Source organism: Rahnella perminowiae (genome assembly GCF_019049755.1).
In the GTDB taxonomy this organism is placed as follows: domain Bacteria; phylum Pseudomonadota; class Gammaproteobacteria; order Enterobacterales; family Enterobacteriaceae; genus Rahnella; species Rahnella perminowiae.
In genome coordinates, this window is the sequence record NZ_JAFMOS010000594.1 from 1 (window position 1) to 25,146 (window position 25,146).

Here is a 25,146-nt window from a genome sequence, read left to right on the forward strand (position 1 = left end):
GTCATGCCAATTACGAGTTTAGAAGTGAAGTCATGTAACTTCATATAAATCAACTGCTTGTCTATTTCTATTATTTGAATATATATATTACCCAATCTCAGCTGGGTGTATTTAAGAAAATTCATTTTAGTTTCCGGAGGGTGAAATATGGCGCACGCAGAGTTTGATAAAGTAATGACTGAACTGGTTGACTACGCCTATGAGCAGGCAACCTTTGATAATGAGACTTTACGTCTGGCACGTTTTTGCCTGTTGGATTCGATAGGTTGCGCCATTGCCGCCTCTGCTGACCATGATTGTATGAGGCTAATGGGCAGCGCTCAGTTCAGCAAGAGCCGGGAGGGGGTTCCGGTTGCCGGTACCGGGCTCAGGCTGGGACCGATCGAGGCGGCCTTTCATCTGGGTTCGATGATTCGCTGGCTGGAGTTCAATGATACCTGGCTCGCGCAAGAGTGGGGGCACCCGTCCGATAATCTGGGGGCTATTCTGGCAGCGGCGGCATGGCACAGTCTGCGTGGTGGTAATCAGACACCCACGGATATGAACGCCGTCCTGAATACAATGATTCGTGCCTACGAGATCCACGGTGTGTTGTGCCTGTCGAACTGTTTCAACGAGCTGGGTATTGACCATGTCGTGTTGGTTAAAGTGGCTTCTGCCATTGCCTCAGCTCAGCTCCTGGGCCTGTCAAAAGACCAGGCCCTGAGTGCGCTGTCCAACGCGATTATCGACGGTCATTCTCTCAGAACCTACCGGCATGCGCCCAATGCGGGGACGCGTAAATCATGGGCCGCCGGGGATGCGACGGCGCGTGGTCTGCAGCTGGCATTGTTCGCACAAACCGGCGAGATGGGATATCCGACGGCGCTGACGGTCAGCCGGTGGGGATTCAATGATGCTGTTTTGAGAGGCAAACCCTTCAATCTGTCGCGTAATCTGTCAGATTTTGTCATTAAGAATATCCTGTTCAAAGTCCCCAATCCTGCGGAGTACCATGCCCAGACGGCTGTCGAAGCGGCCATTAACCTCCGGGAACGGATACTGGCCGCCGGGTTTACACCTGAGAGTATCGAGTATGTGCGGGTCGAAACAACCCGACCGGCGATGCAGATCATTGATAAATCAGGGCCGCTTAATAACGCCGCCGATCGCGATCACTGTCTCCAGTACATGGTTGCGGTAGGCCTCCAGACCGGAAACCTGACCATTAAGGATTTCCACGAACCGCTCGCCAGCGATCCTCAGCTTGATGCGCTGCGATTGAAAATTACCTGCACTGAACGTCCTTCCTTTACCGGGAGCTACTACGACCCGGATAAACGCGCCATCCCTAATACGCTCTTTGTGAAGTGCCATGGAATGAGCGAAGAAATCGTTGAAACCATTGAATATCCGCTGGGCCATGTTCGTCGCCGTGAAGAGTGTTTCGAAGCACTGCTGACGAAATTCCATCTGAATCTTTCGCAGAGTCCGCTGCGTGACCGGTCCCGTATTCTGGCCGACACCCTGATTTCGAAGTCGAAGCTTGATGTTATGTCCGTCACTGACCTCCTGAAAATGTTCTCCTGGGATTAGGTCGCATCAAAAAACACTTACCTATATTCATTTAATGCGAGGTGATGAAGTGAAAAAAGCAATATTGGTGGGCTGCGGAGCGGAAATTGGTGCGAATTTGCTGATTCAGAACGATCCGGCGAAGGATGGTTTTATCATTCAGACTGTCGTCACGAATCCTCCTTCTTTAGATAAACATTATCCTGAACTGCGTCCGATAGATGGCATCGTTGCTCGTCTGGCGATGGCGCTCCCTGGTGTGCAGGCCCATATCCAGATTATCAACAGCGATACCCTGCAAATTGACGGCCGCGAGGTCCGCTTTTTCTTTGGCGATCTTGCCCGGGAGCTCCCCCCGCAGGCTGGCCGTTTTGACATGGGTTTTATCGCGACCAGCAAGCTGGATATGGACAAGAACAGCCCTGTAGCGCGCAATATGCAAGAACTCGCTGGTGTGGTGCTGGGGGTCGCAGAGGCAAACGAGTTGCCGAGTATCTATGGTTGTCTGGAGGATCTGACCCGTGATGATATCAGTACCCTACATCGTCAGGTGGTCGATTCTGGCTTGTATTGCCTCGGGTCCTGTCAGACCAACGGGATGCATGCTTCATTGCGCGTATTAACCGAAGCACTGAGAACCATCAGTTGCAACACCTCGCATATTCTGTCGGTTGAAACCGATATCGTGCATCCCGATACGCCAAACGGCGTACTTGGCACCCGCTCGTTTGAGGGCCGTCTGCAGGATGCACGCGACAATCTCCGCCCGAGCTTCTCACAAATAGCCATGAGTCAGGACAAGGTTATGCCCTGGGCACCGTTAGTGAATACCGTTTCATTACGTGCCCCTGTGCACGCACCTGGCTATCAGATTAACCGTTTCATCGTCCGGGATGAGGGGGCATTAACCCCGGATATCATTGAGGCGGCAATTGAGCGGGTGAGCGGGACCCACCCTCATGTTGTCAGGGCATCCCGGTCGCCTCTGGGAAGCCGGGCGTATGCTTTCGAGCGCAGGTGCTCAACGATTCTCTCTGATCACAATCACTTGCTTATTCTCCGGCCGGCCTACCTGGCGGGCCAGGGGTTGAGTGAGGTCATCATCCAGTCGTTTGTTAACAACACCGTCGGCTATAGCGCTGTTGTGCGTGCCGTCGCGCGTAGCATCGCGCTTGGCCTGCCATTGGCAACTTTCCAGGGGATTGAAAAATGACAAGCTCTCATACAGTGGATTTTCTGAGTTCAGGCTTTGTGGTGAAGACGGCTATGTCCGAAATGTTCAATGGCAAACTGAAAGCTGAAGTCGATCAGATACGCGCATTGCATGATATTTACCCGGAACTGATGGTCCCGGTCTTACATGACGGGCTGGCTGCCGGGCGGCAATTTTACATTCTCGAGAAGATGGATTCCCTGCCGTTGTCCAAAATTGTCTTTGACGACCAGCGGTCGCTTGCTGAACGCAGGGTGATCGTGAGAAACGCACTGGAAAACGTACAGAAAGCGATCAGCCTGGAATCAGAGACCCCGTCGGCGATGACCCACGATATGCCAGCCCGACTCCTGGAAGAGTGGGAAGGCACGCGTTTCGCACATGAACTGTTTGAAAAACCTGTTTTGCTTAACGGCGCACCCTTTAGCATTACCGCACGGGAAGTGTTTGAAAAGTCGCTGGCGCTGGCCCGGACCGAAGAGTTCAAATCAGTTGAAAAAGCCCATTTCAATTTCCACTTTGGTAATGTGCTTTATAACGAAGAACATGCTCAGACCCGCTTTATTGACCCTGATTTCTCGGTACGGGGACTCGATCCGCTTTTCGGTTTTTCCCGCTTTGCCTTTTCGTTTTGGCATGAGCTTGCGGCAGAGGTAAAGGATGCTGTGAAAATAGTACCGATGCCTGATGCCCTGATGTTCGTGCTGGCGAAGTCAGACTATGGCAGCATTCTTAGCGAGATCCCGGAGTTAGGCGGTATTTCCGGTCTGCTGCCGCTGATGGGAGAAAGTATGCGCAACCGCTTCTATGTTCTCACGACCTATTGTTTCCTGCGAAGTATCCGTATTAACGGCAGTAAACAACCCTGGAAAGTCCCGCGGTCTCCCGTCGTAGCCAGCCCGGAAGAAGTGCTGATGCTGGGTTTGCTGGCCTACCTCGAAGGGCCGGATGCCGGGGCTGAAAGCCTCTGCGCGTAATTCCCATTCACTATAGGACGTTAAGGATATGTCATTGGTAAGCAGTAGTCCCTTAGAACAAGGGTTTGAGACCCCGAGGCGCTATCTGGCGGCTGCGGCCATTTTAATTGGCGTGATTATGGCGGCGCTGGACAGTTCCATCGTCAATATCTCCTTGCCCTCTATTGCCGGGGCTTTACAGGTAGATTCAGCATCTATCATCTGGGTTACCAACGGCTATCAGGTGGCCAGCGCTGCAACCATGTTGATCTGTGCATCGCTGGGTTCGAGGATAGGGGAGCGGCGCTTTTACACCGCAGGCATGGTGCTGTTTACGCTGGCATCGCTGGGTTGTAGCCTCTCCCCGACCTTCGGCATGCTGGTTACCATGCGTACACTCCAGGGAGTGAGTTATGCGGTTATGATAAGCGTCGGACTGGGTCTTTACCGGGTTATCTTTCCGCCACATGCGCTGGGAACTATTTTAGGGCTGAATGCACTGGCATTTGCGGTGGGTACGGCGATTGGCCCTGCGTTAGGCGGCCTGATCATCTCTTATCTGGACTGGCCGTGGCTGTTCTACATTAATCTCCCGCTGGGTGCACTGGCCATTGTGTTCTCGCTTATCTCTTTGGGCGTTGATACGGAGAAAGAAAAAGGCTTCGACTGGGGGGGTGCTGTCACCTCAGCCGCAGCCCTGGGTCTGATGGTTATCGCTGTCGATCAAATCGGGCGCTGGGACAGTCGCCTGCTGATGCTTTGCGGCGTCGCATCAGTGGTGCTGCTGGCCATCTTCGCCAACGTGCAGACGCGTTCAAAGAGCCCGTTGCTGCCTCCCGATATATTCCGTTCCCGGCGGTATACCTTCGCGGTGATCTCTTCCGTTTCAATGTTTGTGGCACAGGGAATGGCGCTGGTGGGGTTGCCTTTTGTACTGCAGCACGCCTATCACTATTCGGTATTGGAATCGGCGTTTATCTTTACACCCTGGCCGGTGGCCGTTGCAATCTGTGCCCCGGTGGCTGGCCGGTTGTCCAATCGTTTAAATCCTACCCAGATATCGACAGTCGGCGTGGTGATTTTTAGTCTGGGATTAGGTTCTCTGGCTCTGTTACCGGAGGTTGCGACGGTGAATGATTTTCTCTGGCGTGTGGCAGTGTGCGGGATAGGTTATGGATTATTCCTGCCGCCGAACAACAAAGAGATGTTCTCTAATGTGGCATCGAACCGAACGGTAACCGCCTCGGGCGTCTTGTCCACCGCCAGAACAGCGGGGCAATCTATTGGCGCGGCACTGGTCGCCATGGTTATTGCCCTGTTGAACGGACTGACGGGACATGCGGGGGCACAGTTCGCCGTCTATGTCTTCGGGCTGGCCTGTCTTATCTCTGCGCTATCGTCTGTCTCCAGTATGCTACGCCTGCACCGTTAATATCCCGGGCAGAGAAGATGCGTTATCCGGCGGCAGGATGAATGCCATCCTGCTGCCGGTTTTTCTGACAAATGTGTTATCCCGATATTCACCGGTCAGAAGACAACAGCGCGATACGCTCTGTTTCCACATCCGCAGGCTTTGTCGGAGTGATGGCGATACTGGCGGTCATACCGGCCACTAATTCGACCCCTGCTGGCAGTTTATCAATATGGATGCGCACCGGCACACGCTGGGCAAGCCGCACCCAACTGAATGTGGGCTCTACGTCGGGAAGGCCCTGATTGCCGGGCGCGTCATTGCTATCATCTATTCCGCGCCCCAGGCTTTCCACATGGCCTGTCAGTGCAGGTTTATATCCCATCAGCACGATTTTTGCCGCGCTACCCACATGAATATGCTGCATTTTGGTTTCCTCAAAATAGCCCACAACCCAGAAGCTGCTGGCATCAATAACGGCAACTTTTGTGACTCCTGCGCTGGCATAATCTCCGGGCCGCAGTCTCAGATGCGTGACGTAACCGTCGGCCGGAGAACGAATGGTCGCGCGGGAAAGATTGAGCTGCGCCAGTTCCAGCGCGGCCAGTGCTCCCTGATATTCAGCCGTCGCTACGCCCGCCGCACTGCGGGTATTTTGTATATCCTCTTTAGAGATAACCCCGCTAATCTGACTGCGCCGTCTGGCCGCATCCTGACGCATCTGCATTTCATTTCGCTTCGCGTCAACCTCAGCCTGTGCGCTGATCACCGCCAGTTTTAACCATTGCGGATCGATGGAGTAAAGAATATCTCCGCGGTTAACCCGTTGATTATCGGTTACGGCGACATGGCTTACCGGCCCGGACACATCCGGCGTGATTTGCACCACCTCTGCCCGTACACGACCATCACGTGTCCAGGGGGTTTGTGCATAATGCTTCCACATCATGAACGCAATAATGGCTGCGGCAATGACGGCGCTTAAGGTAAACACATAACGGGCTAAGAGAGAAAAAAATGGCTTCATACTAATAATCCTAACGCGTTCAGAGCCTGCATTAACAAGGCGAAAATAATGATAAAAGTCGTAAAATCAACGAGCGGCCGGCAGGGCAAACGCCGGTAAAACCGGCTGAAAGCTAAAAAAGGAGTGATTAAAATCGTGCCGGAGAATGCCACCAAAGCCATGACTAATAAGCCAGGTAAAAAGACGCCACCAATATTAATATCAGTCATCATGTGCCTGTTCCTTATCCCTCTCTTGCGTAAAGTTTTTTAACGCACAGTGCAGGTCAATAATATGTTCAATAAGCGCGTGCGCTGGTTGATGTGAAACCTGAGCGTTCATGGCGAGTATCTTGCTAATACTGTTTTGCAATTCACTGGGTTGTGCACCACGGGCCAGCAGGTTGAGAAGGTGATTCACCTGTAAGGCGGTTTCCCCTTCCAGCTGATGCAGTGAGCGTCGTAAATACGTCACCGCAAGGCCGATATTAAGGTAATTCAGCAGACGGTTAAGCACCTGGTCGGCCGCCTGATTACTACGCCGCAGCCGGGGCAGGATCAGTGCGGTCCGATCTATCATCAGGTTCACCCAGGCCACATCATGAACGGATGACAGACCTTTTGCGCGGGACCGGATATCCCGTCGACATCGGTCCAGCAGGCGACGGATAGCAGAATCCGCCTGTACGGTCTGTAATAAACTCATGCTGATCACGGCATAACCGGTTGCGGCAAATAAAGCGACCGACGTGTTTATTGCAGCGGCAAAATCACCACTGTAGCGGGCGCCTAATTCAGACAATACAGGCAGCGTTAACGTGATGCCCATGGCCATGAATGTGGTGGGTGGCCTGGCCTGCAGGGAACCGGCCAGCAAATAGGCAGGGGCAAGTACGGCAACCAGCACAGTAAACCCGGTCACCTGAGGGAGCAGGACGAAGCTATAAAGCAGGCTGATAATGACCCCGTAGACGGAGCCTGCAATATACTTAACGATATGAGGCACCGGGGTGTCGAAGCTGCCAAATAACGTGCAGCAGACGCCGAGAATTGATACGGCTGTGGCGCCGTCGGGCCATGCGGAATAAATCCACAGCAGACAGCCGCTGAAGATGATTGCAAATGCCCCCAGCGCGGCGCGCGCGGCGGTAAAGTGATCCCGGTGATAAACGTAACCTTTGGCATTTCGGGCGTCATCAGCCAGGTGCTCAGACTTCGCGGAAAGGATGGCATGAGAAAGCTGTTCGCATTGCTGCAAAAGCATGATGGTCTCGTGCAGGCGGTTGACAAAATTAACGTGAAGTTCTGTTTCTACCTTTAATTCGTCCGTACATGACCGTTGTTGCAACGACACGCAACGTTGCAGTAGCGTTTCGGCACCGGCTTTACGTGCGGCGGGATCGTCACAGGTGAGCCACGCCGTGATCTCACTGACCAGTGTCGTAATCTCTTCAGGTAAGGTTTTTAATACCTGCAGGTAATCATGCAGTTGGTTACTGAGGACCAAAAGCCGCGACAATCTGTCATGTATTAACTGGCGGGCTTTACGGGATGGTTTTGAGATAGCGAAGTCATAGGGCAGATGGTGACCCACCCCCTCAAGTGACTGTAACGTCAGCGCAAGTTGAAGCTGTTTTTCTTTCCCGCCTGATGCTCTTTGCAGCGTTTCAGCCACCAGCCGGCGGGCATCACGCTGCGTTGCCGAGAGTGTGCTGTTAAAAAGACCGGTAATGCGTTTTGGTATGACATACCGGTGGATCACACTGGCGCACAGTATCCCGATCATGATCTCCTGTACCCGGGTGATGGCGATGTCAAAAATTGCACCGGGCCCGAACACGGCAGGAAAGCCGATAAGGCTCGCCGTGTAGCCTGCCAGCACAAAGGCATAAGCGCGGGGTGTGCGATCAAGCTGCGAAAAATAAAGACAAATTGTTATCCAGCCGGTGAGGACCAGGCTGCAAATTATCGGGGTGTTGACAAAAACAGGCACAATCACCACCGTCATCGTTGCTCCGGCTATCGTCCCGGCCAGGCGATAAATGCTCCGGCTAAGTGAGGCGCCGACAGAGGTCTGCGAAACAATATAGACAGTAATAATGGACCAGGAAGGCCTTTCCAGACCGATAGACAACGCGATGTAATATGCCAGCATGGCGGCGGTAAACGTCTTGGCTGAATATAACAACGCATTCGCATCGTTAAGAAGAGAGGAGGAGGGGAAGACCCTGCGTAACGGGTTGAACATGAGAGTAATGGTCCCTGGCAAGCGGTGGTGGCAAAAAATTCATTTGCGCATACCGGCAATTATTGCCAGATTACTCAGCAGAGGAAATGCAGTATACTGCCAAAAAATACCTAAATCCTGCCAATATGAATGCTTCCCGTGATGTGACTTCTCTTTTTGATCCCGATTCCACTCGCTGTGCGGCAGTAGCACGCCTGCTTGATTTTACCGAGTACGAAGCGGAGGTGCCGGTTCATACGCATCGCAAGGGACAGTTAATTCTTGCCCTCTACGGCGCGGTAACGTGCCGGGCCGAAAATGAGATATGGATTGTGCCGCCTCACTGCGGCGTATGGATCCCCGGCGGCATTGCGCATAGTGCGAGAGCAACCTGGAATGCGCACCTGAGCTATTTGTTTATTGAGCCGGGCGCGGCCGCACTGCCGGAGCAATGCTGCACATTTGCTGTTTCGCCCCTTATCCGCGAACTGATGAATCGTCTGGTCAGGGAAGATAATGACTATCCGCCGGACAGCCATGCCGCGAGGCTGGCCCGGGTCACGCTTGATGAACTGGTTAATATGCCCCGGCAGAATTTTAATTTGCCGGTCTCTGCACATCCCAAAATACAGGTGATGGCCGAAACGCTGGTCAGTCATCCGCAGGACCGGAGTACGCTCAATGAGTGGGCCAGACGTCTGGCATTAAGTGAACGATCCCTGGCGCGACTGATGGTGCGTGAAACCGGCCTTTCGTTCGGACGCTGGCGTCAGCAACTTCATTTGATTATTGCGCTGCGGGGGCTTGCCAGCGGTGAGTCCGTGCAAAATGTGGCTCATGAATTAGGCTATGAGTCAGTCAATGCGTTTATCACCATGTTTAAGAAGTCTGTCGGTTGCACGCCTGCGCTCTATTTTAGTGAAAGAAAATAACCCTGATAGCTTCCCCGTATGCTGAAGTTTAATGCGCTCCGGCTGGTGATTGTTGGGATACCAAAATCTGCCAGCCTCGCAGTGGTTAATCAAATAAACTGAATCTTTATGTTAAACAAATGATATTTATTCTCATCCTGAGTCGCGTAAAGTAAACCCATCACAGCGCCTTGTCCCGCATGACAGAGACAGCGCACAGGTTCACGGATTATGAGGATAAAGACGCGATGAAAAAGATTGGATTTTTATCATTTGGACACTGGACACCGTCACCCCAGTCGGGCACGCGCTCGGCGGCTGATGCCTTATTGCAATCTATCGATCTGGCGGTCGCTGCCGAAGAACTGGGCGCCGATGGTGCGTATTTCCGGGTGCATCATTTTGCGCGCCAGCTGGCATCGCCTTTTCCGTTGCTGGCCGCCATCGGCGCGAAAACCCGCAAGATTGAGATCGGTACCGGCGTTATCGATATGCGTTATGAAAATCCGCTGTATATGGCGGAAAGCGCCAGTGCGGCGGATCTGATTTCCGGGGGGCGTTTACAACTGGGTATCAGCCGTGGCTCTCCGGAGCAGGTCATTGACGGCTGGCGCTATTTTGGTTATCAGCCGGAAGAAGGCGAAACGGAAGCCGATATGGCGCGCCGTCATACAGAAAAACTGCTGGATGTACTGCGTGGCGAAGGTTTTGCGAAACCGAATCCGCAACCGATGTTTGCCAATCCGCCGGGTCTGTTACGCCCTGAGCCGTATTCAGAAGGGCTGCGTGAACGTATCTGGTGGGGCGCGGGGTCGAATGCCACCGCAGTCTGGGCGGCGAAACTGGGCATGAACCTGCAAAGTTCCACGCTGAAAGATGATGAAACCGGCGAGGCGTTCCATATTCAGCAGGCGCAACAAATTCGTGCTTACCGCAAGGCCTGGGCGGAAGCGGGACATCAGCGCACACCGCGTGTCTCCGTCAGTCGCAGTATTTTTGCCCTGATGGATGACCGCGACCGCGCGTATTTTGGTGGCAGCGGCGATGACGGCGATAAAGTCGGGTTCCTCGATGAGAAAACCCGCGCTATTTTTGGCCGCAGCTATGCCGCGACACCGGACCGGCTGATCACACTGCTGAAACAGGATGAAGCGATCGCTGAAGCCGATACGTTATTGCTGACCGTCCCGAATCAGCTCGGCGTCGATTACAACGTGCACGTGATTGAGTCAATCCTCAAATATGTCGCCCCTGAAATGGGCTGGCGTGAGTAACTGCAGAAGAAAGTTTTAGAAACCCCAGGCCCGCCGGCGGAAAACCGGCGGGCTTTTTGCATTTTGAGACACTGGCAGAGAAGTCTCTGTGATTAAGTGGCTACTCTGTAATCAGGAATGGAGTATTTTTGTTGTGAAAATGCGCAGAAATAGCGCCAAATTCCGAAGGGAAGGTCTATCAAATACATAGGGTGATTCAGATGTGACGGTTTTCAATCTGCGTATAGAGTAGCAATGAGACTACATAACAGGAGTGTGAGCATGAGCAGTTCTATTGATGAAGAAGCAAAAGACGCAAAGCCGATTGTTGAAGCAAACAGAGAAGCCGGTGCTGGCAAATGCCCTTTTCATGAAGGCAACACCAATAAAGCGTCAGGTGGCGGGACAAATAATCGTGACTGGTGGCCCAACCAGCTCAGGGTTGACCTGCTGAATCAGCACTCAAATCGCTCAAACCCGTTGGGCGAATCCTTTGATTATCGTAAAGAATTTGCCAAATTAGATTACTCCTCACTGAAAGCCGACCTCAAAGGGGTGCTCACGGCGTCACAGCCCTGGTGGCCAGCCGACTGGGGCAGCTATATCGGTCTTTTCATCCGTCTGGCGTGGCACAGCGCCGGAACGTATCGCTCCGTTGACGGACGCGGCGGTTCAGGCCGCGGCCAGCAACGTTTCGCACCACTCAACTCCTGGCCGGACAACGTCAGTCTGGATAAAGCGCGTCGCCTGTTATGGCCGGTGAAACAAAAATACGGCCAGAAAATTTCCTGGGCCGACTTGTATATTCTGGCGGGGAACGTCGCGCTGGAAAACGCCGGTTTCCGCACCTTTGGTTTTGGCGCCGGGCGTGAAGACGTCTGGGAACCGGATCTGGACATCAACTGGGGTGACGAAACCACCTGGCTGGAACACCGTCATCCTGAAGAACTGGCTAAATCGCCGCTGGGCGCAACGGAAATGGGGCTGATTTACGTCAACCCCGAAGGTCCGAATCACAGTGGTGATCCGGCGTCGGCGGCCCCGGCTATTCGTGCCACTTTCGGCAATATGGGCATGAACGATGAAGAGATTGTCGCGTTAATCGCCGGGGGGCACACGCTGGGTAAAACCCACGGCGCAGCCGATGCCAGCAATGTGGGCGTTGACCCTGAAACTGCACCGATTGAATCACAAGGTCTGGGTTGGGCAAACCGTCACGGAACCGGTGCCGGTGCGGATGCCATCACCTCAGGTCTGGAGGTGATCTGGTCGCAAACCCCGACGCAGTGGAGCAATTACTTCTTCGAAAACCTGTTCAAATATGAATGGGTGCAGACCCGCAGCCCGGCCGGAGCGATTCAGTTTGAAGCTGCCGATGCGCCGGATATTATTCCTGACCCGTTCGACGCGACGAAAAAACGCAAACCGACCATGCTGGTGACCGATCTGACCCTGCGTTTTGATCCGGAGTTTGAAAAAATATCGCGTCGTTTCCACGGTGATCCGCAGGCCTTCAACGAAGCCTTTGCCCGTGCATGGTATAAGCTGACCCACCGCGATATGGGGCCGAAAGCGCGTTATATCGGCCCGGAAGTGCCAAAAGAAGATTTAATCTGGCAGGATCCGCTGCCGGTTCCGGTATATCACCCGACGGTTGCCGATATCGCGCAGCTGAAAGAAAAAATCGCCGCTTCCGGCCTGAGCGTCAGCGAACTGGTCTCGGTGGCATGGGCGTCGGCATCTACCTTCCGTGGCGGCGACAAACGTGGCGGCGCGAACGGTGCGCGTCTGGCACTGCGACCACAAAGAGACTGGGAGGTCAACGCCATTGCCGCCCGTGTATTGCCTGCACTGGAATCCATCCAGCAGTCATTGCAGAAAATGTCTCTGGCGGATGTGATCGTTCTGGCCGGTGTGGTGGGTGTTGAAAAGGCGGCGAAAGCTGCAAATATTGATATTGAAGTGCCTTTCACGCCGGGCCGGGTGGATGCGCGTCAGGATCAGACGGACAGTGAGTCGTTCGAATTGCTGAAGCCGAAAGCAGACGGTTTCCGCAACTACCGCAGTGATTCAGCCAATGCATCGACTGAAAATCTGCTGATCGACAAGGCGCAACAACTGACCCTGACGGTGCCGGAATTAACGGTGCTGGTCGGCGGATTACGTGCGCTGGGGGCAAACTACGACGGCAGTAATCTCGGGGTCTTCTCTGAAAAAACCGGTGAACTGAACACCGATTTCTTCGTGAATCTTCTGGATATGCGCACCGAATGGAAAGCCACTGACGGATCCGGTGAACGTTTCGAAGGACGGGATCGTGTCAGCGGAGAAGTCAGGTTTGTCGCCACGCGTGCCGATCTGGTGTTTGGCTCGAATGCCGTATTACGTGCCAACGCTGAGGTTTACGCCAGCAGTGACGCCAAAGAGAAATTCGTGAAAGACTTTGTCGCGGCCTGGAGCAAAGTGATGGATCTCGACAGATTCGAGCTCTGATCTGACTTCTGATGTGAACTGGCAGTTTGAAAGCAAATAGCCCGCCTGAGTCTTCTCCGGCGGGCTTTTCTTTGATGTATGCGGGAACTGATGTGTCGTTAAAAATCGTATTCCAGCGCCAGTCGGTTCTGCCAGAAGTCTTTGCCGGAGGTAGACGTCGTCTGCACACCGGCAAAATCTGTTATGCTCAGGCCTTTCAGCACACCGCCAAAGTTATACGTGCCGTACACCAGATATTCAGACTGATTGCTGCTCGATGCGCCTTTGGCTGGCGTGAGATCCATAAACGAGTAACGGCTGCCCAGCGAGATGCTGTCCGTGGCGCTCCAGTTCAGGTCGGTGGAATAGGCGTTACCGCTGCCCAGATCCTGCGTGCTGGTGAAGAACGGTTGCGCAAAGTACGGGCCGGAAGAGGTATTGTGCGCGTAAGGCGTCACCAGTGCGCCGTTGCCGTAAGCATCGCCATTGGCCGCGATATGGTTGTAATTGAGCGACCATTTTAATGCCTGCGTGAAATTCATCGCGAACTGCCCGCCGTAGCTGGTGCTGTTCACATCGCCCGCCAGCGCTTTGCCTTCGCTGACACCACGAATAAATTGAATGCCGATTTTCGGCTGGGAAGGGCTGTCAGTCCACGACAGGAAACTGTCCGCGTACACCATTTTGGTGTAGTTGTGATACTCCTCGTACCACAACTGACTGTTCAGTTTTTGATTATCAAACTTAAGGGCACGACCGCCGCCAATCCCCCACATGCCGTTGGTGGTGCCGTCGGCGTCGGTATAAGCGGTGGTGTTAAGGAACTGGTCGTCGCCCCAGGGTTTGTAACGGGTAATTTTGGTGGCGTGCAGGAAGTTGTCACTGTCACCGTAGCTGCTGTCGATACCCCGGAACAGGATCGGCGTAATGCGCCAGTCATAGTCGCCGATGAACGGAATATTAATACGCTGATCCCCGGCGGTGATGCGGAAGTCCTGATAGTGGTAACTCAGATAAGCTTCGCCCACGCCGGTCTGGTTAGAGCCCAGTTCGGTGATCAGATGGTCGTCGTTGTGTGAAATTCCGCGTTGAAGAATACCGCTGACGCCCAGACTCAGGCCGTAATATTCCGCCGTGGCATATTTCACGCTGCCGCCGTAGCTCACCGTGTCCTGAGAATAGCCCGGTACGAAGTACGCGTTGTGAGTGGAATAATATAAGGTACGCAGGCTGCCGCTGACCGATCCGCAGGTGAACATTTCGGTCAGGGAATCCGCCGCGTCTGTGCTGCAGTCACTCGTGACCGGTATGGCCGCAACAGCGTGGTTTATTAGCAGCGCTTGTGAAATGACAATAGCGCTCAGCTTCAGCGCAAAGCTGAATGTGTTATTTTTCATTAATGCCATCCTGTCAAAATGTAATAGATTTTGTCCGGCAGAAAAACTGCCGGTAATGGTTTTTATGAGGGCGCACGCAACGGTTGCCACTCCGTCTGTTTACAGGCCGGGTGGCTAATAGTTATTTTTACCGGTCAGTCAATAAAAGAGGATTGTTATCTAATGTCAGAGTGTCGCGGACATCCCAGCCACGCAGCTTGCCGGGGTTGAGTAATCCATTAGGATCAAGGCAGTTTTTAACCGAAACGACGTCAGGTTTAATTTCGCCTTGTTTGCCATCTTCAATGTGATAAACATGCGGGTTATTTATTTTTACGTCATTATTACGGAAGATTGTCATTATTTCGTTCAATCTTTCTTCGGTGGAATAACGTACTAATTGTAAACCGCTGGCGGTGATATTTCCGTCATTGTCACGCAGGAACTCAATATGCGAAATAACTTCATCGCCCAATAAATTCGCCATGTCGATAATCTGCTGGCGATAATTCGAATAATTAAACGCCGTCTGCAAATAGGTCAGGGTGCTGTCGATTTTCAGCGCATGAAGTGTGGTGTGGTTCCAGCAATATTCCATCAGCGACGCATTAGCCTCGCGGGCTTCACCGGCGGACTGGCGCACGGCGCTGTGGCCGCGGTACTTCTCCAGCAGATGGGCACAAAAACCTTCGCTTTCCTGCGCAATCACGCTGATCACCGCGTGCTGGCTGGCCCGATAATGTCCGTTCAGATGGCTGAAGTATGACGGGATTGGCGCGGCAAAAAGCGCCAGCTGGCGTTTGACCAGCCCCGGTGAACGGGCAAAGGCGTTGGCGTAATCCAGCGCATCGGTAAAATCGTCGAACACGTCCAGCCGTTCGATCCACTGATGAACCGGTGCCAGCGCCAGTTCCACCTCGAGTACAATGCCGTTGCTGCCGTATGCGTGATGCAGCAGCAGCGCCTGCGGCGCAGGGACGTGCAGAATGCGCGGTTCGGCTTCCATGGTCATGACTTTAACGCTGAGCACATTGCCCGGCGCGCCGAGCGGGCCGTAGTTGATTGAGCCGATACCGCCGAAACCGCCGCCATATAACCCGCCCAGACTGGCGAGCCGGTACGTTGACGGCATGCAGCGCAGTTCCCAGCCTGCCGGACGGGTCAGGGTTTCAATTTCAGCCAGACGGATCCCTGCCTGGGCACGCACCACGCCGTTACCCAGTTCACAGACCTGATTAAAGCCGGTCATATCCACCAGAATTCCGCCTTCCAGCGGTACCAGCTGGCCGTAGTTACCGGTCGCGCCGCCGCGCAAAATCAGCGGTAACCGGTGCCTGACACAGGCTTTTACCAGTAAACGCAGTTCTTCTTCGCTGCGCGGCCTGACCACGGCATCAGCCTGTTTGTCTTCCAGTTGCCGCTTCAGCACCGGACTGAACCAGTGAAAATCGCGCGAAAGGCGTTTGACCTTGGGGGCCTGCAACGTCCAGTCGAGATCAGGGAGCGCCTGCTGAATCAGGGCAAGCGCATTCTGACGTTGTTCATTGTCCATATTCTTCCTGCCTAAAAATGAATGAGGTTAATGAGATTGCACGGCTTCGCTTTCATGCCAGGCGCTCAGGGCTCGTCTCGAAATCCACGACATCACGCCAAACAGCGCAATTCCGGTAAGCGAAATGAGCAGCAGGGCGGCAAACATCAGCGGGATGTCCAGCTGGTATCCTGCCTGCAATATCTGGTAGGCCAGGCCGGTGTTATTGCCGCCGGTACCGGCAACAAATTCCGCGACCACCGCACCAATCAGCGACAGGCCGCTGGAAATGCGCAGCGCACCGAAAAAATACGGCAGGGCAGAAGGAATGCGTAAACGGATCAGGATTTGTAAACGGCTGGCGCGGTTCAGCTGAAAATAACTCAGCAAACCCGGTGACACGCTGCGCAACCCCTGCGTGGTATTGGAAATGATCGGGAATACCGCCATCAGCGTCGAACACACCACCAGCGACAGCGTGGTGTCTTTGACCCAGATGATGATCAGCGGCGCAATAGCCACAATCGGCGTCACCTGCAGGAACACGATGTACGGAAACAGCGCGGTTTCAACAAAGCGGTTTTGCACCAGCACGAACGCCACCGCCGCGCCGATCACTATCGACAGTAGAAACGAGATCAGGGTGATTTTCAGCGTAAACAGCAGCGACATCGTCAGCGAGCCGAAATTAGTCCACAGGCTTTCCAGCATCACCACTGGCGAAGGCACCAGAAACTGCGGGATTTTGAAATAACTCACCCAGCCCTGCCACAGCATAATCACCACGACGGCCACGACAGCCGGATACAGGACTTTACGAAATGTTGGGTTATTGATCCACGGAGTGGATTTTTGAGTTTGCATACTGTTACTCCATACCCGATTGGCTGGCTTGCAGCAGACTGTCCTGCAACTGTTTCGCATAGCGTGAAAACGCGGGGCTGACGCGGAAGTCTTCGTTGCGCGGGAAGGGTTCGGTAATGGCGATATCTTCTACCACGCGTCCCGGCCGGGCGGCCATCATGATCACCCGCTGCGACAGAAATACCGCTTCATGAATCGAGTGCGTGACAAACACCACCGTCAGACCCTGTTCCCGCCACAGGCGCAGCAGGTCGCTGTCGAGCTTGTTGCGGGTGATTTCGTCGAGCGCGCCAAAGGGTTCATCCATCAGCAGCAGTTTCGGACGCGTCACCAGCCCGCGGGCAATCGAAACGCGCATCTGCATGCCGCCCGACAACTCGCGCGGCAGAACGTGGGCAAATTTACCCAGTCCCACCAGTTCCAGCGCTTCACTGACGCGGGTATTGGCTTCGGCACGCGGCACGCCCGCGAGATCCAGCGGCAGGCGCACGTTGTTCTGCACATTGCTCCAGGGCATCAGTGTGGCTTCCTGGAAGACAAAAGACAGCGGCACTTGGGTTTTTTCACGACTGTCGCGCCGCCACAGCATCAGTTTTCCGTCGCTGGGTTCCGTCAGTCCGGCAACCATTTTCAACAGCGTACTTTTGCCACAGCCCGACGGACCGAGCAGGGTGACGAATTCCCCCTCATTAATGGTCAGATTGACCGGCAAAAGAGCGCGCGTACCGTTGCTGTAGATTTTCTCCGCCGACAGCACGTCAATGGCGGGTACAGGCGGAGGATTGGCTGAGCGGACATCGCTCATCACGGTCAGTTTAGGGGCTGAATTCATGGCATAACCTTCGCGTCTTTGATCATATCGAGGGTAAACGTCTGCTCAAACGGCACTTTATCCGCGTCAATCAGCTTGTTTTTCACCAGCATGTCCCAGGTTTTTTTCAGCCGTGGTTCAGTGATGATACCGATACCGCCGGTTTGTGCATCGCCGCCGGTCACCAGCTCATATTTCTTCATTTGTGCAATGCCGAAGGCAATCTGGTCGGCACCCATGCGCGGATTGGCCTGGGTGATCAGTGCATTACCTGCGGCCGGATCCTGCAAATAGTCTTTCCAGCCCTGCATGGAGGCCTTCACGAAAGCAGCCACCGCAGCCGGGCGTTTTTTAACAGTGTCGGCCATACAGATAACAGAGTTGCCGTACGGCGGATAACCCCAGTCGCTGAGCATGTAGACGTAAAACGGTTTGCCGCCTTTTTCAACGGAGAAAGGCTCGGAGGTGACATAACCCTGTTGCACCAGATTATTGTCCGCGAGGAAGGGCTGTACGCTAAAGGTGTACGGACGGATTTTTGCGCTGGCCAGTCCCAGTTCACTCTTCGCCCACGGCCAGAAAGAGGTATAAGCCTCGGTGGCCAGCAGGAAGGTTTTGTCTTTCAGTTCCTGACCTTTTTCCACTTTGTCATGGCTGATAAACACCGTCGGCGAGTGCTGGAACACCGTCGCTACCGTCACCGCATGCACCCCGGCCTGCCAGGTTTCCAGCGCCTGACCGTTGTCGCCGAGTGTGCAGTCAGCCTGTCCGGCGGCCATCAGTTGCATGACGTTGACCTGCGGGCCGCCCATTTTAATGCTGACATCCAGACCGGCGGTTTTGTACAACCCTTTGGCCTGCGCCTCGTAAAAACCGCCGTGCTCCGCCTGCGCGTACCAGTTCGTCAGGAAGGTGAATTTTTCTTCCGCCATGACTGAAGCGGAAACTCCGGCCAGCAACAGGGCCAGCAGGGTGTAAGCCGGTTTACGCCGTATTTTCATCATAAGAATTCCCTTATTTAGAGACACAAGAAGACGAAGGAGGGGTGAAGCTGGTTTGCACAAAACCGTTCCAGTGGTGTTTTCCCCAGGTCGGTTCGCTGCGGACTTTCCATTGCATGTGGTGGATTTCGGTGATTGCCTGCGCCCAGCTTGCCGCCAGTGAATCGAGAATGGCCTGACCCTGTTCAGCGGTCGCGCCGGTCGGATCGCCAATGACGCCACTCGGACCAAAATCATAAGAAGCCCAGGCAGCGGCAGGGCGACCTGATGACAGTGTCGGACACGGGAACTCCGGCGGATAATTGGCGACCGCCTGTTCGAGGTGGACGCATTCCGGTGCCAGCGCCAGCATGACTGCGGTTTCGCTGTGACCGGCATGCATCGCCATCTTCTGCTCCTGTGCGCTGAGGAACTGATTTTCCACGCTGGGTACGCGGAACACATCGTGAGGGATCATGATCATGTCGCCGTGACGCAGACGCATTTCCCGCGATGCCATTTGCAACACCTGTGGTTGGCCGCCGTGACCGTTGATCATTAAGAGTTTGCGGAATCCGGCGCGGTAAAGGGATTCGGCAATTTCTAAAATGGTTTGCAAAAGTGTGTCACCGGTCAGGGTCAGGGTACCGGGGAAATTCAGATGTTCGTCAGATTTGCCATACGTGACGGGAGGAATAGCATAAGCCGGGATCGTCTCTGGCAGCCGCGCCAGCGCATGACCTGCCACGCCGGAGGAGATGACACTGTCAACCGAACACGGCAGATGCGGACCGTGTTGCTCGATTGCACCGGTTGGCAAGACGATCACGGTATTGGCTTTGTCGGGCAGGGCAGCAATCGCCGTCCAGCTCAGGAAAGGAAGAAAACGTGCTGCGGGAATATAACCGTTAATCATGCTGTACCTCTGAGTCGGAAATTATGGGGTTAGCGGGACAGGGGCAACCAGGCGGTAGCTTCCACTTCAATCAGCACGTCGGCGTTTGGCAGCATTTCACTGACCTGCACCACGGTGGAGACCGGCGGTTCCCCGGTGTAAAAGAGTTTTCTCACCCGGCTGTAATACGGGAAGTGATCGAGATTGCGAAAATATTGCACCAGCTTGATCACATCGCTCATTTGCCCGCCAGCCTCTTCAATCGTGTGGCGGATGCTTTCGAGCACATACCAGCTCTGCGCCAGAACCGGCCCCTGTTTGGCATCGGTCGAGAATTCGCCGGTTTCGCCCAGCAGCAGGCGTGCTTCGGCGGGGATATCCTGAAAACCGCGCACGATGGTCGCCGTCTGCGGATTGACGGGAATAATGCCGGAGAGAAAGATGAAATCGCCGGCACGACGCCATGCGGCATATCTGGCGAGCGGTTTGCCCGCTCCCGCGTCAAGACTCATGGGATAACTCCTGATTCCAGGTGCGCTGATGGGTTAGCCTGCCGTGGCGGATAACCAGGCGGGCCGGACTGTGTAAAGGCCAGGTGATGCTGTCGCTGCCCGGGAAGAGCACCAGACTGGCATCGCTGCCGGGCGCGAGTGGCAGATCCGGCTGAATATCACCGGTCAGTGCGGCGATATCACAAATCAGCCGTGACTGCTGGTCAAAGACGTTTTCCAGCTGAAGCGCGAACAGGGCGCAGCTCAGCGTATCCAGCGGGTCATAGCTGCCTGCCGGACAAAAAGCGTCCTGCACGTTATCGCAGCCGAGCAGCAGCGGAATGCCCGAGGCTTGCGCTTCTTTAATCAGGGTGATGCCGCGCTGGCGCGGCGTGCGGCCCGTAACGGCGTCCTGTAACAGCAGATTGGTCATCGGCAGTGCAATCAGCGTGACGCGCTGCGCCGCCACCAAACTCAGCACATCCTGCGCCTGTTGGTCACTGCCCGAGGCCAGTGCGCAGCCGTGGCTGCAACAGATATGGCCGCTGAAGGCATGCTCCGATAATTCATTATCTGAAAGGTAACGCGCCAGCCAGCTCAGGCCATGCGCCACCGGCGAAAGCTCCTCATCAATATGTAAATCCAGATTCAGTTGCCAGCGTGAGGCACTGCGCATCAGGTTGGTCATCGCCGCCGGATCCCAGTTTGAAGAGTGGATAAATCCGCCCAGCAGGCAGTCTTTTCCGCTTTGTGCAACCGCGCAGGCAATGCGGTCAGCCGCTTCGGCATCCGCGAAAAAGCTCAGCGGTACCAGCGCCACCCGTTCCAGCGTGATATCCGCAGGGGCCATCCCGGCCAGCTCAAGCCAGGCCAGCGGGGGAACCACGTCGAACCAGTCAATGTGGGTGCGCAAACGGGTCACACCGTTTGCGGCCGCCCAGGCCAGCCCCTTGCCGGCACGCCGGCGAAGGTCTGCCGCCGTCCAGTGCTGACGATCCTGATGCAGGGTTTCAATGGCTGCCAGCAGACCGGGTTTTGCCGGGCGGCTGCGGGCAAGGGTGAAGGTTTTATCGAGATGCGCATGGGGTTCAATCAGCCCCGGTAACGCCAGCGTACCGTGCACATTCCACAGATCGTCCTGAGACGGACCGGCGGGCATCAGTGATGAAATTTTGCCCGCCTGAAAGCGCATATCTGCCGTGACCGGCTCGCCATTTTTCACAGGCCAGTTCCCCGGCAGCAGCCATGCGGGGAGGCGAACGTTGGCAATACCGTTAAGTGCCGAAGCGGGAGGGGGAATATGCATCATAAGGCTCCGCGTTAACATTACAGGTCGAGGATCAGAACAGGACTTTTGGCGCGCGAACAGCACAGTGTTATCTGCGTGTTCTCCGCTTTCTCCTCTTCAGTCAGTACGCAGTCACGGTGATCGGGAATACCGTCGATCACGTCAGTAATACAGGAACCGCAAATACCCTGTTCGCACGACAGCATAATATCGACGCCGGCGCTTAATAAGACTTCCGCAATGGTCTGTCGCGGGCCGACTAAATAACGCGGCCCGCCGGAACCCAGCTGAATATGAAATGGCTGACTGTCTGTTTCATTATTCAGATTCGTATTACTGAAACGCTCAAAAGATAATTGATTTTCCTGCCAGTGATGCGTGCGCATAATATCTTTAAGGCGCTCAATAAAGCCGTCCGGGCCGCAGGCCAGCACTTGCGTATTCTCTTCCGGATGACACAAACTCAGCGGCGTATTGTGGCGCAGGGAATCGTTTGCGCTGCTGTCATGCAAAAATACATGCTGTGCTAATGCAGGCCGGGTTAAGCGCGGCAGAAACGCCGCCTTTTCAGTGTCGGAGAGATAATAATGCAGTTCAAATTCAATCTGTTGCTGCGTGATTTTTTCCGCCATTGCCAGCAGTGGGGTGATGCCGATTCCGCCGGCAAACAGTAAATATCGCCCGGCCTGTGGCAGCGGGAAATGATTGCGCGGTGCCGAAATTGTCAGGTGATCACCGGGGGCGAAATGATGATGAATAAAGTGCGAACCGCCGGTGGAAGGTTCCGCCAGTTTTACGCAGATCTCATAATATTCCCCGTCATTGTGTTCACTGCATAAAGAATATTGTCGCGGCCCCAGTTGCGGAATAAAAACGTCAATGTGAGCGCCCGGTAAATAAGCCGGTAACCGGCTTCCTTGCTGCGCAACCAGGTGTAAGGACATATTCCCGGCACCGTTGACATCGACAGTTTTAATGGTAACAGGGATTAATCCGGCATCTTTCATCGTCATTTACCGTACTTGTGCTGATGGATCATTGATAAAAAACGGCGTCAATGTGTTCGCCGCATCATCCGCTGCCTGATGCGCATTGCTGCACCGGGTCAGGCGGATAAGCAGTGAAACGATTGTTCCCGTTGCAATGAAAGCTACGTTATTGTTATAAAGCTGTTGCGTCCAGCGCTTTGATTCGCACGTCCCGTTGCATAAAAGAGAGCACTCATTATGTTCGCATTCTCCCGGTTTTTGCTGTACTTCACTGAGGTTGCCCGCCAGGGATCGTTCCGTAAGGCATCCGAAACCCTGCATGTTGCCGCATCGTCGATTGACCGGCAGATATTGCGGGTTGAAAAAGAATTAGCCATGCCGCTGTTTGAGCGTCATCCCACCGGATTGCGGCTGACGGCGGCCGGTGAGCTGTTGCTGCATGCGGCCAATAACTGGAAAAAAGATTTCTCCCGCGTCTGCGAACAGCTCGACGACTTGCGGGGATTACGGCGGGGCCATGTGCGGATTGCCACCATCGATGCCATTAACCGGCAGTTTTTCTCATCGATGCTGAAAAAGGTCCATCTCGATTATCCGAACATCTCCTTCACACTGACGACCATGAACAACGTGGATATTCAGCAGGCGCTGATGTCAGGTGATGCCGACTTCGGACTGATGCTGAATCCGCAAAGTTCCCGTGAGTTGCAGGTGCGGGCTTTTGCCGAAATCGATTTGGGCGTAGTGGTGCCGAAAGGGCATCCGCTCGGGGGCAGAAGCGGTATACGGTTTAATCAGTGCATGGAATATCCGTTTATCCTGCCCTCAGCGCCGCTGATGCTGGCTGAGCCGGTTCAGGCGCTGATGAATATCAATGGCGATAGGATCCACGAAGTTGCGGTATCGAATAACATCCATATGATCCGCTCGCTGATAAAAGAAAAAATCGGCATCGGTATCCTGTGCTGGCTCGATATTATGGATGAGGTGCACAGCCACGAGTTGCAGTTTATTCCGCTGACCGATCCTCAGTTAAAAGCTTTCACGCTCTCCTTGTGCGTTGCGCCGGCCAGACAACTTTCCCTGGCCGCCTCAATGATGCTCAAACAGCTGGAGATGTTGTTCAGTCAGATCCAGACCCCGGGGCGCAACCGGCAATGATATGCACTGTTCTGGTGCTCCGCGCTCTGCGATGAATCAAAGGTTGCAGGCTCCGCAGGCCCGATCCCCTCACAAAGCACCGGGGAAGCGCACCGGCGAAGTTGGCATCCTTTTTGTATAGATCAATGTGAGTAGAAGCGGTCAGCGCAGGCAACGGCGCGGGACATTGCTCAGCAACCATTTCGCGGTTTATTTTGAGCCGGTCAGGGGGGCTGAGCCGCGTGTGCTTATCCTCCCTCCGGCGATGATTAGGAGAGGAGCAATGAAGTCTATATCCCGCATTCCCCTGTCTTGCTGTGTACTGAGCACGCTGATTCTGGGATCATTTTCCCTGGCGGCACAGGCAGATGAGAAAATCGCCTTACTGACCTCCTGGTACGCCCAGGCCGAGCAGGGCGGATATTATCAGGCGCTGGCGACCGGTCTCTACAAACGTTACGGGCTGGATGTCAGTATTCAGTCAGGCGGCCCGCAGATCAACGGCATGCAGCTTCTGTTGTCGAAACGCGCTGATGTGATCATCGGTTATGACCTCCAGTTGCTCGAATCCGTGCAGCGCGGTTTTCAGGCCAAAGCCATCGCTGCTCCCTTTCAGTACGACCCGCAGGGTTTACTGACCCATGCCTCCGTCACCTCCCTTGATGGCCTGAAAGATAAAACCATTCTGGTGTCCAGTTCCGGTCAATCCACCTGGTGGCCATGGCTCAGGGCGCGCTATCAGCTCAGCGATGCGCAGGTTCGCCCCTATACCTTCAATATTCAGCCGTTTGTCGCCGATGAAAATGTGGCACAGCAGGCGTATGTCAGCTCTGAAGTTTTCCAGGCGCAGAAGGCCGGGGTGAAATCCAATTTCTTCCTTTTCTCGGAGCACGGCTATCCGCCTTACGGCGGGATTCTGATCACCCGTCCGGACCTCATCAGTAGCCGTAAAGACGCGATGGCGAAATTTGTGCGCGCCTCGATGGAAGGCTGGGTGAGTTATCTGCAAAACCCGGCACCGGGCAATGCGCTGATCAAAAAAGACAATCCGAAAATGACCGATGACCTGCTGGCCTGGGGCGTTGAGCAAATCAAAGCACATCACCTGATTGACGGTGGTGATGCGACGACACAGGGCTGGGGCACCATGACGCAGTCCCGCTGGCAAAAAACCCGTGATTTCATGGTGAGTGCCAAACTGCTGAATGCGGATACCGACTGGAAGCAGGCGTATACCACTGAGTTTGTTGAGCACATGCAGGTTAAACCTTGAGGAGCGTTGCGATGTCATCCTGTTCATTGCTGATTAAAAATGCGCACGCCATCCTGACCGGTCTGCCGGGAGAAGACGCGCGTCACGCCGGACCGGATATCCGTGTCCGTAATGGCGTGATCCAGGCGATCGGTACTCTGACCGCGTTGCCCGACGAACGGCTGATTGAGGCGCGTGACTGCGTGGTCTATCCGGCCTGGGTCAATACTCACCATCATCTGTTTCAGTCATTGCTCAAAGGCGAGCCGCAGGGGCTGAACAAAAGTCTGACCGCGTGGTTAAGTGCCACGCCTTACCGTTTTCGCGCCACGTTTGACGAATCCACCTTTCGCCTCGCCGTGCGTATCGGCCTGACCGAACTGCTGCGTTCAGGCTGCACCACCGTGGCGGATCACAATTATCTCTACTGGCCTGATATGCCGTTTGATACCTCGGACATTTTGTTCAGTGAGGGAGAGGCGCTGGGCATGCGCATTGTATTGTGCCGGGGCGGGGCAACGCAGGGG

Annotated in this window: 22 protein-coding genes; 10 read left to right on the plus strand and 12 right to left on the minus strand. The window is 54.5% G+C overall.

Annotated features, from left to right (window positions below):
* Window positions 1-147 precede the first annotated feature (147 nt).
* From J1785_RS17895 to J1785_RS17910, 4 genes are read left to right on the plus strand one after another with little or no spacing between them, the layout of a single operon-like run.
* Window positions 148-1,575, plus strand: coding sequence for a bifunctional 2-methylcitrate dehydratase/aconitate hydratase (locus J1785_RS17895; protein WP_217220072.1), 1,428 nt, complete (start codon window positions 148-150; stop codon window positions 1,573-1,575).
* Between the two features lie 49 nt (window positions 1,576-1,624).
* Complete coding sequence (locus tag J1785_RS17900; RefSeq protein WP_217220073.1) at window positions 1,625-2,767, plus strand: hypothetical protein; 1,143 nt, start codon at window positions 1,625-1,627, stop codon at window positions 2,765-2,767.
* On the plus strand, window positions 2,764-3,744 hold the full coding sequence (locus J1785_RS17905; RefSeq protein ID WP_129955496.1) for an aminoglycoside phosphotransferase family protein: 981 nt from the start codon (window positions 2,764-2,766) through the stop codon (window positions 3,742-3,744). The genes J1785_RS17900 and J1785_RS17905 overlap by 4 nt, the downstream gene beginning before the upstream one ends.
* 28 nt (window positions 3,745-3,772) lie before the next feature.
* On the plus strand, window positions 3,773-5,155 hold the full coding sequence (locus J1785_RS17910; protein ID WP_217220074.1) for a DHA2 family efflux MFS transporter permease subunit: 1,383 nt from the start codon (window positions 3,773-3,775) through the stop codon (window positions 5,153-5,155).
* 88 nt (window positions 5,156-5,243) lie between these two features.
* Here the strand turns inward: J1785_RS17910 and J1785_RS17915 are convergent, their stop codons facing one another.
* The 3 genes from J1785_RS17915 to J1785_RS17925 are packed head-to-tail and all read right to left on the minus strand — an operon-like array spanning window position 5,244 to window position 8,387.
* Entirely contained in the window at window positions 5,244-6,161 is a 918-nt protein-coding gene (locus tag J1785_RS17915; RefSeq protein ID WP_129955498.1) for an efflux RND transporter periplasmic adaptor subunit, read from the minus strand.
* A complete protein-coding gene (locus J1785_RS17920) occupies window positions 6,158-6,373 on the minus strand; it encodes a DUF1656 domain-containing protein (RefSeq protein ID WP_217220075.1) in 216 nt (71 codons plus the stop codon). Before J1785_RS17920 ends, J1785_RS17915 begins: the two co-directional genes overlap by 4 nt.
* Window positions 6,363-8,387, minus strand: coding sequence for an FUSC family protein (locus J1785_RS17925; RefSeq protein WP_217220076.1), 2,025 nt, complete (start codon window positions 8,385-8,387; stop codon window positions 6,363-6,365). The genes J1785_RS17920 and J1785_RS17925 overlap by 11 nt, the downstream gene beginning before the upstream one ends.
* A gap of 125 nt (window positions 8,388-8,512) precedes the next feature.
* Between J1785_RS17925 and J1785_RS17930 the strand changes: the two genes are divergently transcribed.
* The 3 genes from J1785_RS17930 (at window position 8,513) to katG (ending at window position 13,023) form a co-directional block, all read left to right on the plus strand.
* Window positions 8,513-9,298 (plus strand): AraC family transcriptional regulator, encoded by a 786-nt coding sequence (locus J1785_RS17930; RefSeq protein WP_217220084.1) that lies wholly within the window; start codon window positions 8,513-8,515, stop codon window positions 9,296-9,298.
* A gap of 227 nt (window positions 9,299-9,525) precedes the next feature.
* Window positions 9,526-10,551 carry an LLM class flavin-dependent oxidoreductase gene (locus J1785_RS17935; protein ID WP_217220077.1) on the plus strand — a complete coding sequence of 342 codons (1,026 nt, stop codon included), beginning with the start codon at window positions 9,526-9,528 and terminating at the stop codon, window positions 10,549-10,551.
* Between the two features lie 261 nt (window positions 10,552-10,812).
* Window positions 10,813-13,023, plus strand: coding sequence for a catalase/peroxidase HPI (gene katG, locus J1785_RS17940; protein WP_238483269.1), 2,211 nt, complete (start codon window positions 10,813-10,815; stop codon window positions 13,021-13,023).
* A 98-nt stretch (window positions 13,024-13,121) separates the two neighbouring features.
* Here the strand turns inward: katG and J1785_RS17945 are convergent, their stop codons facing one another.
* The 9 genes from J1785_RS17945 to J1785_RS17985 form a co-directional block, all read right to left on the minus strand.
* The gene (locus tag J1785_RS17945; protein WP_129955502.1) at window positions 13,122-14,399 is read right to left on the minus strand and encodes an OprD family porin; all 1,278 of its coding nucleotides are present in this window, start codon (window positions 14,397-14,399) and stop codon (window positions 13,122-13,124) included.
* 127 nt (window positions 14,400-14,526) lie between these two features.
* A complete protein-coding gene (locus J1785_RS17950; protein WP_217220078.1) occupies window positions 14,527-15,930 on the minus strand; it encodes an FAD-binding oxidoreductase in 1,404 nt (467 codons plus the stop codon).
* A gap of 27 nt (window positions 15,931-15,957) precedes the next feature.
* The gene (locus tag J1785_RS17955; protein ID WP_129955504.1) at window positions 15,958-16,773 is read right to left on the minus strand and encodes an ABC transporter permease; all 816 of its coding nucleotides are present in this window, start codon (window positions 16,771-16,773) and stop codon (window positions 15,958-15,960) included.
* A gap of 4 nt (window positions 16,774-16,777) precedes the next feature.
* The gene (locus J1785_RS17960) at window positions 16,778-17,605 is read right to left on the minus strand and encodes an ABC transporter ATP-binding protein (protein ID WP_129955505.1); all 828 of its coding nucleotides are present in this window, start codon (window positions 17,603-17,605) and stop codon (window positions 16,778-16,780) included.
* Entirely contained in the window at window positions 17,602-18,585 is a 984-nt protein-coding gene (locus tag J1785_RS17965) for an ABC transporter substrate-binding protein (RefSeq protein ID WP_217220090.1), read from the minus strand. Before J1785_RS17965 ends, J1785_RS17960 begins: the two co-directional genes overlap by 4 nt.
* Before the next feature lie 13 nt (window positions 18,586-18,598).
* Complete coding sequence (locus J1785_RS17970; RefSeq protein WP_129955506.1) at window positions 18,599-19,480, minus strand: creatininase family protein; 882 nt, start codon at window positions 19,478-19,480, stop codon at window positions 18,599-18,601.
* A gap of 29 nt (window positions 19,481-19,509) precedes the next feature.
* Complete coding sequence (locus J1785_RS17975) at window positions 19,510-19,971, minus strand: RidA family protein (RefSeq protein WP_129955507.1); 462 nt, start codon at window positions 19,969-19,971, stop codon at window positions 19,510-19,512.
* Window positions 19,961-21,256: an amidohydrolase family protein gene (locus tag J1785_RS17980; protein WP_217220091.1), complete on the minus strand. Its 1,296-nt coding sequence runs from the start codon at window positions 21,254-21,256 to the stop codon at window positions 19,961-19,963. Before J1785_RS17980 ends, J1785_RS17975 begins: the two co-directional genes overlap by 11 nt.
* Before the next feature lie 20 nt (window positions 21,257-21,276).
* Complete coding sequence (locus J1785_RS17985; protein WP_217220079.1) at window positions 21,277-22,251, minus strand: PDR/VanB family oxidoreductase; 975 nt, start codon at window positions 22,249-22,251, stop codon at window positions 21,277-21,279.
* A gap of 213 nt (window positions 22,252-22,464) precedes the next feature.
* Here J1785_RS17985 and J1785_RS17990 point away from each other — a divergent pair, with 213 nt between their 5' ends.
* The 3 genes from J1785_RS17990 to J1785_RS18000 form a co-directional block, all read left to right on the plus strand.
* On the plus strand, window positions 22,465-23,388 hold the full coding sequence (locus J1785_RS17990; RefSeq protein WP_217138424.1) for a LysR family transcriptional regulator: 924 nt from the start codon (window positions 22,465-22,467) through the stop codon (window positions 23,386-23,388).
* 262 nt (window positions 23,389-23,650) lie between these two features.
* The gene (locus tag J1785_RS17995; RefSeq protein WP_217220080.1) at window positions 23,651-24,640 is read left to right on the plus strand and encodes an ABC transporter substrate-binding protein; all 990 of its coding nucleotides are present in this window, start codon (window positions 23,651-23,653) and stop codon (window positions 24,638-24,640) included.
* Between the two features lie 11 nt (window positions 24,641-24,651).
* The coding region (locus J1785_RS18000) for an amidohydrolase family protein (RefSeq protein WP_217220083.1) at window positions 24,652-25,146 on the plus strand (495 nt) is incomplete at its 3' end.